This window comes from Prochlorococcus sp. MIT 0701, assembly GCF_000760295.1.
In the GTDB taxonomy this organism is placed as follows: domain Bacteria; phylum Cyanobacteriota; class Cyanobacteriia; order PCC-6307; family Cyanobiaceae; genus Prochlorococcus.
Genome location: NZ_JNBA01000039.1, coordinates 212,306 through 224,820 on the forward strand (window position 1 = coordinate 212,306; position 12,515 = coordinate 224,820).

At 51.2% G+C, this 12,515-nt stretch carries 14 protein-coding genes; 9 read left to right on the plus strand and 5 right to left on the minus strand.

Going from position 1 to position 12,515, the window contains the following annotated elements; all coding sequences use genetic code 11:
* Positions 1-104: 104 nt before the first annotated feature.
* Both EV12_RS11280 and EV12_RS11285 read left to right on the plus strand, forming a co-directional pair.
* Positions 105-1,178, plus strand: a complete 1,074-nt coding sequence (locus EV12_RS11280; RefSeq protein WP_036915328.1) for a class I SAM-dependent methyltransferase — start codon at positions 105-107, stop codon at positions 1,176-1,178.
* A 97-nt stretch (positions 1,179-1,275) separates the two neighbouring features.
* Positions 1,276-1,596: a hypothetical protein gene (locus tag EV12_RS11285; protein ID WP_036915331.1), complete on the plus strand. Its 321-nt coding sequence runs from the start codon at positions 1,276-1,278 to the stop codon at positions 1,594-1,596.
* A gap of 19 nt (positions 1,597-1,615) precedes the next feature.
* Here the strand turns inward: EV12_RS11285 and EV12_RS11290 are convergent, their stop codons facing one another.
* Positions 1,616-1,885: a hypothetical protein gene (locus EV12_RS11290; RefSeq protein WP_036915332.1), complete on the minus strand. Its 270-nt coding sequence runs from the start codon at positions 1,883-1,885 to the stop codon at positions 1,616-1,618.
* Between the two features lie 55 nt (positions 1,886-1,940).
* Here EV12_RS11290 and EV12_RS11295 point away from each other — a divergent pair, with 55 nt between their 5' ends.
* Together EV12_RS11295 and EV12_RS14710 are read left to right on the plus strand one after the other, a co-directional pair.
* Positions 1,941-2,195 (plus strand): DUF6439 family protein, encoded by a 255-nt coding sequence (locus EV12_RS11295; RefSeq protein WP_036915335.1) that lies wholly within the window; start codon positions 1,941-1,943, stop codon positions 2,193-2,195.
* Positions 2,196-2,203: 8 nt separating this feature from the next.
* Entirely contained in the window at positions 2,204-2,695 is a 492-nt protein-coding gene (locus tag EV12_RS14710) for a DUF3104 domain-containing protein (protein ID WP_241466603.1), read from the plus strand.
* 619 nt (positions 2,696-3,314) lie between these two features.
* Here EV12_RS14710 and EV12_RS11305 read toward each other — a convergent pair.
* Together EV12_RS11305 and EV12_RS11310 are read right to left on the minus strand one after the other, a co-directional pair.
* A complete protein-coding gene (locus EV12_RS11305) occupies positions 3,315-3,809 on the minus strand; it encodes an ATP-binding protein (protein WP_036915337.1) in 495 nt (164 codons plus the stop codon).
* Positions 3,810-3,873: 64 nt separating this feature from the next.
* Positions 3,874-4,590, minus strand: a complete 717-nt coding sequence (locus EV12_RS11310) for a GUN4 domain-containing protein (protein ID WP_036915339.1) — start codon at positions 4,588-4,590, stop codon at positions 3,874-3,876.
* Between the two features lie 39 nt (positions 4,591-4,629).
* Here EV12_RS11310 and mnmH point away from each other — a divergent pair, with 39 nt between their 5' ends.
* Genes mnmH through EV12_RS11330 form a run of 4 tightly spaced genes read left to right on the plus strand, consistent with a single transcriptional unit; the run spans position 4,630 to position 8,223 of the window.
* The gene (gene mnmH, locus EV12_RS11315; protein ID WP_036915341.1) at positions 4,630-5,730 is read left to right on the plus strand and encodes a tRNA 2-selenouridine(34) synthase MnmH; all 1,101 of its coding nucleotides are present in this window, start codon (positions 4,630-4,632) and stop codon (positions 5,728-5,730) included.
* Positions 5,731-5,755: 25 nt separating this feature from the next.
* Entirely contained in the window at positions 5,756-6,109 is a 354-nt protein-coding gene (gene psb28, locus EV12_RS11320; protein ID WP_036915343.1) for a photosystem II reaction center protein Psb28, read from the plus strand.
* Between the two features lie 33 nt (positions 6,110-6,142).
* A complete protein-coding gene (locus EV12_RS11325) occupies positions 6,143-7,225 on the plus strand; it encodes an AI-2E family transporter (RefSeq protein WP_036915352.1) in 1,083 nt (360 codons plus the stop codon).
* Positions 7,222-8,223 (plus strand): AI-2E family transporter, encoded by a 1,002-nt coding sequence (locus EV12_RS11330; RefSeq protein WP_036915355.1) that lies wholly within the window; start codon positions 7,222-7,224, stop codon positions 8,221-8,223. The genes EV12_RS11325 and EV12_RS11330 overlap by 4 nt, the downstream gene beginning before the upstream one ends.
* Before the next feature lie 587 nt (positions 8,224-8,810).
* Here EV12_RS11330 and glnA read toward each other — a convergent pair.
* Positions 8,811-10,232: a type I glutamate--ammonia ligase gene (gene glnA, locus EV12_RS11335; RefSeq protein WP_036915357.1), complete on the minus strand. Its 1,422-nt coding sequence runs from the start codon at positions 10,230-10,232 to the stop codon at positions 8,811-8,813.
* A 571-nt stretch (positions 10,233-10,803) separates the two neighbouring features.
* Here glnA and EV12_RS11340 point away from each other — a divergent pair.
* A complete protein-coding gene (locus EV12_RS11340; protein WP_036915358.1) occupies positions 10,804-11,988 on the plus strand; it encodes a pyridoxal-phosphate-dependent aminotransferase family protein in 1,185 nt (394 codons plus the stop codon).
* Here EV12_RS11340 and EV12_RS11345 read toward each other — a convergent pair.
* Positions 11,930-12,403 (minus strand): nucleoside deaminase, encoded by a 474-nt coding sequence (locus EV12_RS11345; RefSeq protein ID WP_036915754.1) that lies wholly within the window; start codon positions 12,401-12,403, stop codon positions 11,930-11,932. The genes EV12_RS11340 and EV12_RS11345 overlap by 59 nt on opposite strands.
* Between the last annotated feature and the right edge of the window lie 112 nt (positions 12,404-12,515).

Genomic DNA, 12,515 nt, shown 5'->3' on the forward strand with positions numbered 1-12,515 from the left:
ATGCATTGTCATAGATCCGTAATTGAATAGGCAAGGCTTATAATCTGAAATGGCAGCAATAGCAAGGCTGATCCGCTGACATAGAACACACCCAAATCAGGTTCATGGCGCAGCCAAGCCTCACCAAGTTCGCTTATCAAACCCTTCAGCAGAGCAAGACTCTGGCGGGCCTGGCCCACAAGGAATTGAGCACAAAGCTGATGGAATTGCTGGCACCTGATGCGATGCCAAGCATTGAACCGATTCCGCGAGAATTGCTGATGGAGCTGCGCAGCTCAATGTCGGCTCTCGAGCAACTTGACTGGCATGAAGCTGAACAAGGCATTTATCCAAAAACGCAGCTCTTTGAAGCTCCTTGGTTGGAATGGGCTAGCCGTTACCCCTTGGTCTGGTTAGATCTTCCCTCGACATGGCAGCGGCGCAAGGCACGCAATATTCATGATCTGCCGAATGATGTCGATTCAGAGATCTATCCCGATTACTACCTGCAAAACTTTCATCATCAAACCGATGGCTATCTAAGCGATCACTCTGCAGAGCTTTATGACCTGCAGGTAGAGATTCTCTTTAACGGCACGGCAGACTCCATGCGGCGCAGGGTTTTAGCGCCTCTCAAGCGCGGGCTGAAACGCTTCCAAAACCGCAGCTCCGCCAGTCTTCGGGTGTTGGATGTCGCAACCGGAACCGGTCGAACCCTGCAACAGATTCGCAGCGCCCTACCCAAAGTTGAACTGCTGGGGTTGGATCTATCAGCAGCTTATTTACGTCAGGCCAGCCGCTCGCTCAACAGCCGCAATGGAGAACTCGCCCAACTGGTGCGCGGTAATGCTGAACAGCTGCCGTTTGCTAATCAAAGTGTGCAAGGCGTCACGTGCGTTTTCCTGTTTCACGAATTGCCGAGCTCGGCGCGGCAGAATGTTCTTGACGAATGCTGGCGCGTGCTCGAACCAGGCGGGGTTTTGGTCCTGGCAGATTCTGTACAAATGGAAGACTCGCCCAAGTTCATCCCTGCCATGGAGAACTTCCGGCGAATATTTCATGAGCCGTACTACCGCGATTACATCTCCGACAACATTGAGGCACGTTTCCAAGCAAGCGGTTTTGAGGGCATTGCTGCCGAGTCTCACTTCATGACACGAGTTTGGACTGCTTTCAAACCGCTCAATGAGAAATCGTAAACGGGTTTCCTGACACTCGGTAGTGCAATGGAGACTTACACATAGGGTGCTCTTAATTAGATGCACAATCCGGTGTATTTTTTCCAGAAGGGACAACATGAGTAATCCCTTCCACGTGCGCTGGTTACAGGGCTGGACCTTCCAAACTGTCTTAATGGAAGGCAAGGTGCAAGTCGAGGCTCAAGGGTTTGGTATTTGCCTGCGAACGCCATTACTTCACGGTGAAAGCCCCTCTGCCGCTGCAGACCGACTTGTCCTTGCAGAAGATCAACGACGGCGAGCCCTACGCAAGGCCTGGATTCGCGGCGAAGGATCTCGACAACCTGCCAACATGCCAATTCCTGCACTTGAGAGAGCCACTCCTGAGGTCTCTAGATCCCTGGTGGTGGTCCATCAGGCTGTGCCAGTGGCAGTTTGATTCAACTAAAACGACATGATTAGCGTTGGCTGAGCCACCAACCAAGGGCAACTCCAGGTCCACCCCAACGCAGGGCCCGCCAAGTCCACTCGCCAGACGACTTAGACCGCAACAATTGCTCTGAAGGTATTTCCAGTATCTGACGCGCGAGATGCCTCCTCTGTTTGCTCCGTCTTGCTGCCACCATCTTGGGAGATCGTTTAAGTCTGTCCTGACGCTGCCCCAAAAGCATCAGCCTTGACAGCCCATGCAGCCAACGGAGTTGAACCTGACGTGGCCGTATCACCATTCAGACGGCTGCTTACTATCACAAGCAAAATAGACCAAGTGATCCGCTGATAAAGATGGGAATCAAACAAGCTGAGTGGCCAATTGAGGTCCAACGTCAGGCCATGGAGCTTCATGCTCAGTTAAGCCTCAATGATCACAACTGGCATCAACAAAAAGGAGATGCCGACCGCAGAGCTGCAGAGCTTCTTGCTGGAGCCTTAGTCCAGCTGCTTCAAGGTGGAGAACGCTCTGATGTTGAGGCCCTTACCGATCAAAGCCTGCGCTGGCTAAGGCGCGAACTGAAAGCTCCTGGTTGCGGCAGGGATTAAGACGGTAGTTGCAACAGGCATGGCCTTTGCAGCAATGGCCCTACTTCACCCTCAAACCTTCACCCTCAAACTTTCCATCAGCAATTCCCATTCAGACCGTTTGCTGGGCCTGCAGCGATCGCAGCAACCCACAATCACTCAACCAGGCAAAGCGCGATAACCATGCTAGGACAGATGTACCAACATGGGGCAGGTTGGCTTCGCTATCGAGGACGGCAGAAGTAGGCCCAGGCTTTTTGACAGAGGAGGCAATCTTCCTTGCTGTTACCCGTGGAGATGTAGTGATCGTTCAGGAGAGTGAAGGTCCTGCAGCAGAGAACTGGTGGATGGGAGAAATTATCCATATCGTCTCTGGAGCCAGGAGCCTGGAACCGTCCCTCTTCCAGGTGGCATGTATCGATACAGGTGTAATTAAAACCGTCAATGCTGATCAAGTCACAAAGGTGGTCCGATCAGTTAGCTCTCAGCATCAACAAAACGCATGCATCAGCGAGAAGTGAGCCACTTGATGAAACAGCAGGCGTTATGACTTTATCTCTTTTAGAAAGGAAAAAATAAGATGAAATAACGTTGGATCATTTTGCTTATGTTATTGAGGAGATCATTTTGATAAACCTTGGCGAATTGAATCATGAAGGCGCTATTTCATGCTGAATGATCGAAGTTTTGCTTAGGCACTTTTTGAATTCATACGGCTCTATGGAAACGGTCATAGAAGAGATGATTACTTTGCTTTTTGCCGATTAGGAGTAACAAAAGCAAGGATTGGACAGAGAAAATAGTTCTCTATTTGAAAATAGAGGCAGATCACTTGTCAACGTCAAGATCACTTTCAAGAAGTCCACTAAGTCCATGCTTGGTCTCCTAGAAGAAAAGCTTTCAGTCGGCTATAGCCTTGTAAAAATACCGATTGGCTACAGGTAAGACCTGCTTCAAGTAGAAGTGATCTATCGATGAATGAAGCTGTTGAAGCGCTGAAATGCTGATTAAAAGTGAGAATCTTTTAACAGTACTTACGATCTCAATTTAAACAATGAATTGATCCACTTTCTTGTTTGATCAAAAGGCAAATACATCTCAGCTTCGCCTCTAATTATTAGTTCATATAATTGATAGCATTCAAGTTTGTACGCTGTCAGCAGTCTTAGGTGCTTTGGGACGTCGACAGGCAAGTTGTAAGCGATTGCCGCGCTGGCTCCAGCGCACATCATCAAAACACTGATGAATCAAAAACATTCCACGTCCACTATTTGCCTCAATTTGAGCTGGAAGGCAACCAACTCGAGCATTGAGCGGTACACCGATCCCTTCATCCTGGATCTGCCAGATCATCCAGTTAGGCGTAAAGATTCGACGAACTCGCAGGGATTTGCCTGGATCTCCGCAATTGCCATGCTGCACTGCATTCACCAAGGCCTCCTGCAATCCCAGCTGAAGGCGATAGCTGGTGTCCTGACAGGCAACCGGTTCAAGCAGGATCTCCAGCAAAGGAGTGAGCTGCAGGGTTGAAGGAAGAATGAAATCAGCCCAACGAAACAGCGGGGCCACCCCTTGGGGGCTAACGCTGAATAGAAGCCTAGAAGCTGCCCGTGACCAGGAAGGCATCAGGACCATTCAGACCTGTTTTGACCATAACCGTTCGCGTGCTCTAGGCCGGTGACTCAAGCTGAAATCTGCTCTAACGGCGGGCTGCAAGTGATGGATGATGCAGCACCGCATCCATTAAGCGGACACCCCGTAGCTGATTAATTAAAGGCATATGCCCCTCAGGGGCAGAGAGAGACCAAGTAAAGGAGCCTGGATAACGTGTCCATGTTCCCTCCTGTTTCCAACCAATACGAGCCCAGAGACTGTGATATCTGCCATCGAGAGCGTTCAGCAAGCGCGCTTGAGTCGTAAAGCCAAACCTTCCTTGTGAATATGCAGTCCAGAGGCGATCCATTGTGACCAGGTCGAGGCCATTGATCGCAGGCACCTCACTGAAGTACACGTAACCGCGCTGCTCGGCTCCAGGTCCTGCGAGCTTGCGCAGCATTGCACTGGTGAAGCGATCAGCCTCCTCAAAGTTTTCGGCTAGTAGGTCACGTTGCAAAGGCTCATAGTCGATCCCCACAGCTGATGGGGTCGAGAACCAGCCACTCGACTCGCTGCTCAACAGGCTGGGCAAAACCTGCGGCTGATGACGCTGAAAAACCTGCAGAATCCATCCTGCCGCCCAGTCGTCTCCGTCTGGGTCAAAAGAGGCAAGAGCTGCTTGAGCTAATGCAGCCAGCTCTTCTGCCCGTTCTTCAATCGTTTTCACCAAGCTGAGCCGTTGACGCTTTGAACCACTGGTGAATCGTTCCAGTAGTTCTTCAACGCTCTGGTTGGTGGAGGGGGGTGGACCGGAGATCATGGATCGAAACCGGCTCTTCTGGCTCGGCGCTGGCCCACTATGTCAGGAATGGGTACCCATACTCCTTACTCGATCGAAAGATTCCGTCAGGCCAATGGTCCTGTTGTGGACGTGCGCAGTCCAGCTGAATTCAATAAGGGACATTGGCCAGGTGCGATCAATCTTGCTCTCTTCAGCGATGAGCAACGGGCAGCGGTCGGCATCACTTACAAAAAAAAAGGTCGTCAGCAAGCGATCAAGCTAGGTCTTGAGTTCACAGGTCCAAAGCTGTCAGATCTTGCTGAAGCCCTGGCGAAACTCAGCAGAGATCCAACCACTGAATCAGAAGACGCCTCTGCATCTGATCTACGCATTTACTGCTGGCGAGGAGGCATGCGCTCCGCGAGTGTTGCTTGGCTAGCTGGTCTTCTGGATCTCAAGCCTGTGCTTCTGGAGGGTGGATACAAGACCTATCGGCGATGGGTGCTGGAACAATTTGAGAAAACCTGGCCTTTGCGATTACTCGGTGGACGCACTGGCACGGGCAAGACTGATCTGCTCATTGCCATGGCACAACGAGGGGTCGCTGTAGTCAATCTTGAAGGTTTGGCGAACCATCGGGGCAGCAGCTTTGGGGGCTTGGGCTTACCAGCACAACCAAGCAGTGAACATTACGAGAATCTCCTTGCCGAAGGTTTACAGCGTTGTCAAAACAGTTCTGCTGATGAAATCTGGCTGGAAGCGGAAAGTTCACAGGTGGGTCGCTGCAGGATCCCCCGAGCACTTTTCCATCAGATGCAAATAGCACCAGTGCTGGAGATCAACCGTTCACTTGATGAACGGGTTGCTCAACTGGTTGATGTCTATGGCCAGCATGGACGTGAGGCTTTGCAGGAAGCGACCCAACGCATCAGCCGTCGTTTAGGCCCACAGCGCACACAGCAAGCCTTGGATGCAATCGCACTTGAGAACTGGGACCAGGCCTGTCGCGCCATGCTGGATTACTACGACCGTTGCTATGACTACGAATTGAGCAGGACCCCTCAAAGACAAAGCGTGGATCTTTGCGGACTGAACACAATCAAAGCCGCTGAGATGTTGATTGAACGAGAGCTTGTCAGATCAAGCCCCAAGCCACAGCTGGTTATGAGCTCAACGTAAGATCCATATCTTGTCGTAGAGATCAATGGCTAAAGCGAACAAAACTGCGGCAATTCAGTTCACACGTGGTGTTGATGAACCTGTCGTTCCCGACATCAAACTCACACGCAGTAGTGACGGCCGCACCGGCAGAGCTCTTTTTCTCTTTGATCAGCCAGAGATCATGGCCCCGGAAACGTGGGCAGGTATCACCGGCATGTTCATGATCGACGAAGAAGGCGAACTCGTGACGCGTGAGGTGAATGCACGTTTTGTGAATGGCAAACCAAGCGCACTTGAAGTCACCTACATCTGGAAATCAGAAGAGGATTTTGAACGCTTCATGCGTTTTGCCAAACGTTATGCAGCTTGCAACGGTCTGGGCTACTCCCAAAACTAAGGCGAGAATGCAAAGGCTGCCGCCTGAAGACGGGTGAAATTCTCCCAATGGCTTGCTCTGGCTGCACTGATGGCCGTGGGTGTGCTGTTTTGGAGCCTTAGGGAGGTGCTGATCCACCTCTTTGCAGGCGTTGTTCTTGCCATGGCTCTCTGCACTCTGGTGGGTGAGCTGCGCTCAAGGAAACCGATGCCTCGCAGCATGGCCCTCCTGATCTGCTTGGTCGGTCTTGTGCTTGTCGTGAGTATGGCGACCGCCATTGTGGTGCCCCCCTTTACAGAGCAGTTCCACCAATTGCTTTTACAACTTCCTTCAGCAGCTAAGGAACTCTGGAAGCTGGCCATCGGCGCCATCAACCAAACCTCTGAAATGGTCTACGGAGTTGACAACAGCAAGGGTGGCTGGGAAGAACAGCTATTTGCAAATGGATTAAACGCATTACCAGATGGTTCAAGCTTGGCCTCAGGAGTAAGGGAAGGCCTTCAAGGCCTTCTGGGCCTTGCAGGCAACCTCGGCAGCGGCTTGGTGCAACTCCTGTTTGTGTTGGCGATGAGCTTGATGGTGGCGGTGCAACCGACGGCATACAGAGATGTAGCCATCTCGTTATTACCTTCGTTTTATAGGCGGCGAGCCCGCTCGATCCTGAGCCAATGCGGAGATGCGCTGAGCAGCTGGATGGTGGGTGTGCTGATCAGTTCCTTTTGCGTGGCCCTGCTTGCCGCAATCGGCCTTTCTCTGCTTGGGATAAAGCTGGTGATGGCGAATGCCTTGCTTGCTGGGATGCTCAACGTGATCCCAAATGTGGGGCCTACCTTGAGCACAATCTTTCCGATGTCGGTAGCGCTACTTGATGCACCCTGGAAAGCAGTCGCTGTACTTGGGCTCTATGTGGTGATTCAGAACCTGGAAAGTTATGTGATCACTCCATCAGTGATGCATCACCAAGTGAAATTGTTGCCTGGGCTGACTCTCACAGCCCAGTTTGTATTCACAGTGGTGTTTGGTCCTCTCGGCCTGCTGTTGGCGCTGCCACTCGCCGTCGTGCTGCAAGTGTTAATTCGCGAGGTGGTCATCCATGATTTGCTTGATCCCTGGAAGAAAAAGCGATTGGCGCCATGAATGCCCGCACCCTTCTTGTCGCACTCACTCTGGTGGTGCTGGCTTTGCTCACCTGGCAGCTGCGTTGGGTGTTGTTGGTGTTGTTTGGAGCAGTGGTACTAGCAGTAGCACTTGATGTCCTCATTGAAAAACTTCAGGACCACCTCTCCTGGCCTCGTCCCCTTTCTCTAGCAGTGGTGCTGGTGGTGCTGCTGCTTGGCGGTGCCTTGGTTTTCCAGCTGCTGGTGCCTGAGTTGATCACCCAGGTTCAAGAGCTAGGCAACCTCGTGCCCACGCTGGTGACCAAGCTGAAATCGATGCTGGTCAGCAACCCGCGGCTGATGAATCTGGAAGAGTCTTTTACCGAACAGTTCAGCTGGGATCGGATCCAACCCTTGGGCTCTCAATTGCTTGGTGTTGCAGGCGGAGCCGCCAACAGCCTTATTCAGTTGTTATTGATGAGCCTGCTGGCTGTCTTGCTAGCGCTAGACCCTGCATCCCATCGCCAAATGGTGATTGCTGCAACACCTCGTCCTGCGCGACAGGAGATGGCTGAATTGCTTGATCAATGCCGTTTGGCTCTTGGTGGCTGGCTGGCTGGGATGACGATCTCAGCCAGCAGCGTGTTTGTGCTCACTTGGGCAGGGCTTGCACTGCTCAAGGTTCCTCTGGCTCTCTTGAGTGCATTGGTCTGTGGCTTGCTGACCTTCGTCCCCACCATTGGGCCAACGGCCGCAACCCTGCTGCCATTGGCCATGGCCCTGCTTGTTTCACCCCTACTGATGCTGCAAGTGCTGGTGTTGCGGCTGATTTTGCAGAATCTTGAGGCGTTTTTGCTTACCCCGCTGTTATTGCGGCGTACGGTCAACCTGCTTCCCACCGTGGCATTAATGGCTCAACTGAGCTTGGGCGCCTTATTGGGTCTTCCAGGGGTGTTATTGGCCCTGCCACTTGTCGTGGTTTTGCAGGTGGGAATGGAGCAGGTGGTTGTTAAGCAGATCATGGATCGTTGGGCATAACAATTCGTCAACCTTTATTAGATTTTATAATAAGTTTTATAGACAGTCATCAGAGTTAAACGCAATTTAAATAATGACAATCCAACAGACTAAACCTATCTTTTCAAATAAGAAATAGCGCTATTCCGTAGTATCTTGATAATTTGCTTGCGGTTTTTACCAGCGATCAAGATATCGGTTCTTCTTGAAATTGGCAATTACTTAACGGCTGCAAACCATGAGAGTTCATGAGACTCTTCTTTGTTACTTAGTGCAAACTCTTGAAATTCACATTCCATCTAAAAGTCTATTTTACTGAGCACTTTTCATTGCACCCGGAAGGCTTCCTGTTTAAAGGATAATGCTGACAATCACGCCTGACATTATTATATTCATGCATGTTTACCCTGATACATTTTTTGCCATTAGTTTCTAAGCTGTTTTCATAGTCAAGGTGACTCTGGGAACACTTCTCATGCAACAAGTTACTCTTCCCTGAATCTCAAGCCATTAAAAAGTCCCCGCTTAGTTGCGGGGACATAAAAGTTATTTTAAACGTATAACTTTGGCTATTTTTTTCAAACAGCTGGTGGTCTTTTCGCCTAACCTCAAGCGTCGTAGTACATAGTGAACTCATGGGGATGAGGCCGTTGGCGCAATTGCTGCACCTCTTCGTATTTGATATCAATCCAGTTGTCAATGAAGTCTTCAGTGAAGACTCCCCCTTCCATCAGATAATTCTTATCTGCATTTAACGCTTCGAGCGCACCATTGAGTGAAGCTGGCACTGTGGGGATGCTGGCAAGGCGTTCTGCTGGCAGTTCAAATAGGTCCTCATCAAAACCATCGCCAGGGTCAATTTGGTTTTTAATGCCGTCAACACCAGCCATCATCATTGCGCTGAAAGCTAGATAAGGATTGGCCAAGGCATCGCCTGGGCGAAATTCAAGGCGCTTGGCTTTCGGGTTTGGGCCAGTGAGTGGAATGCGAACAGCTGCAGATCGGTTGCCCTGGGAATAAACAAGGTTTACAGGAGCTTCAAAACCTGGCACCAAACGCTTGTAGCTGTTGGTGGTGGGGTTTGTGAAAGCTAGGAAAGATGGAGCATGCTTAAGGATGCCGCCGATATACCAGCGAGCAGTCTGTGACAAGTTGGCGTAGGTGCCTTCTCCAAAGAACAAGGGCTGGCCTCCTTTAAAGAGGCTCTGGTGAACATGCATGCCGGTGCCGTTGTCGTTGAAAACCGGCTTGGGCATAAACGTTGCCGTTTTGCCGTACTTACGTGCAACATTCCTAACGATGTACTTGTAAATCATCACGTTGTCCGCAGCTTCAATCAGCTCAGCGAACTTCATCCCCAATTCATGTTGGCCAGCACCAGCAACTTCATGGTGGTGCTTCTCCATCGGGATTCCTAGTTGCCCCATCATCAGCAGCATTTCGGAACGGATGTCCTGGGCGGTGTCATTGGGTGGAACCGGGAAGTAGCCCTCCTTCAGTTGGATCTTGTAGGCAAGGTTGCCGCCTTCTTCGATGCGACCGCTATTCCAAGGGGCCTCAATCGTGTCAACGCTGTAGAAGCAACCGCCTTCCCCGGAGTTGTAGCGGACGTCGTCAAAGATGAAAAACTCTGGCTCAGGACCAAAAAAGGCTGTATCGGCTAGGCCGGTGCCGGCTAAGTAGCCGAGGGCTTTTTGGGCAAGCGCCCTGGGGCATCTGGCATAGGGCTCGCCGCTACGAGGTTCCCGAATGGAACAGATCAAGCTAAGAGTCTTGTGGCGGTAAAAGGGGTCGATCCAGGCCGTACTTGCGTCGGGCACCATATCCATGTCTGATTCGTTAATGGCCTTCCATCCACGGATGGAAGATCCGTCGAAAGCCAAGCCATTAGTGAAGGCTTCCTCATCAATCAAGTCCGAACAAACGGTGAGGTGCTGCCACTTGCCGTGTAGATCAGTGAACTTGAGGTCAATCAGTTCAATGCCCTCGTCCTTGATCTGGCGGAGGACGTCTTGGGGTGATTTGCCCATGGCGAAGATAAGGCCGAGCCGGCGATAAGAGAGCGACCGTAATCAGCCGCATGGCCTTCTTTTTGTAGCAACAGGTACCTTCTGCTGAAACCTTGTCTTCTTTCAGGGTGGATTCCGTAACCGTTTCTGTCAGCTTCAGCTGATCTAAGGCTGGGAGAGCTTTATGGCTGGATCACTGATTTTTGATTGTTTAGCTTCTATATCGCTCAACTCGTCCAAGTCGTCCATACGTCCTCAATGGCTGATCTCATCACAGGGTTGACTGGTTGCTACAACCATCTTCTTTCAACCTTCGCTCGATCTGCATGAACGATTTTCAAGCCTGCTTTCAGTCAATCGGGATCAGTGTTGAGCCAATGACTGAAAGCGGCTTAAAGGGACTTTGCAAGACGAGCCAGCGTTTTTTGACTTACTTCCCTTCTGCTGCCAAGAGATTCAAAAAAAAATCAGATTTTTTTAATTGCTGACGCCATTGATTGGCCTGCTTGGTTGCCGTTGCAATCCCTCAAAAAAAGCCCCGGTTATGAAGGTTGACTGCTTAGGCTCTAAACAATTGAACTAACCAAGGGCCTTGGCGACGACGCAAACCCTTCCCCAGGTTGACCAATCTCATAAGACGGTTCTCGAACCGATTTCCACGCCTACCCGCTTGCTGTTTGGGCCTGGACCCTCAAATGCCGATCCCAAGGTGCTTCAGGCACTTGCGCGTTCTCCGATTGGCCACCTTGATCCCCTTTATCTGGAATTGATGGGGGAGGTTCAGGAGTTGCTCCGCTACACCTGGCAGACCGATAACCGTTTCACACTGCCGATGAGCGGTACTGGTAGTGCCGCCATGGAGGCGACCTTGACCAATACCGTTGAACCTGGTGACACGGTCTTGGTTGCGGTAAACGGTTATTTCGGCAATCGCCTTGCCGATATGGCTGCTCGATATCGAGCCAATGTTCAGTTGATTGAAAAACCCTGGGGAGAAGCCTTTTCCCTTGCAGAGCTAGAAGCAGCTTTAATCGAGCATCGCCCAGCAATTCTGGCTCTAGTGCATGCAGAAACATCCACTGGCGTTTGTCAGCCAATGGATGGTGTCGGCGATCTTTGCCGCAAACACGATTGTCTCTTATTGCTAGATACGGTCACATCCTTAGGGGCTGTGCCGGTTTTTCTGGATGAATGGAAGGTTGATCTCTCTTACAGCTGCAGCCAGAAGGGACTCAGCTGCCCTCCTGGTCTTGGTCCTTTCACCATGGGGCCCCGTGCCGAGAAGAAGCTTGCGGCCCGTAGTGGCAAGGTGCCCAATTGGTATCTAGACGTCTCGTTGCTTAATCAGTATTGGGGAAGCGACAGGGTTTATCACCACACTGCGCCGGTAAATATGAACTTTGGGATGCGTGAAGCCCTGCGATTACTTGCAGATGAGGGCCTTGAAAACGCTTGGGATCGTCATCGCTGCAATGCCGAAGCGCTCTGGACAGGGCTCGAGAGTCTTGGTTTGGAATTGCATGTACCAAAGGCCTTGCGTTTGCCCACACTCACAACTGTTTGCATTCCTAATGGAGTGGATGGCAATGCCTTCCGCTTGCATTTGCTGAATGAGCACGGCATTGAAATCGGCGGCGGATTAGGCAGCCTGGCTGGCAAAATCTGGAGGATTGGTTTGATGGGATACAACTCCACCCCAAAAAACGTTGAGCGTTTGCTCAATCTGTTCGAGTCAGAGTTACCTCGTTTTCGTGAAAACTTTGCCGTTGCTGCTTGAACCAGGCTTCTAGCTGCTGCCTGGCTTCAACTTCCATCACACCGCCTATTACACGCATTTTGTGATGCGCACTGAGGTGTTCCCCCAGATTGATTGTGCTACCAAGCCCGCCTCGCTTGGGATCGTATGCAGCAAAGATTACCTGGCCCATGCGCGCCTGTGTTAATGCTCCAGCACACATCGGGCAGGGTTCCAGAGTGACAATCAAGGTGCAGTCATTGAATCGCCAATCACCTCTTAACCAAGCAGCCTGTCGGAGTGCGATCAGTTCTGCATGGCCTAATGGATCTCGTCCTCGATGCCTTTGATTGCTGCCATGACCGATACAGCGGCCATCGGCATCCAGTACTACGGCGCTCACAGGAACTTCTCCAAGACCGCCAAGTTGTTTTGCTCGAGTCAGTAGCCGCAACATCCAACAGCGGCATTGCCTGTTGGTTAGTTCAAGAGGTTTCGCTAAAGGCACCGCTAGGTGGCAGCTCCTGATCAAACAATGCCATCAGGAGGGAGAATGGAACTTGTATGAC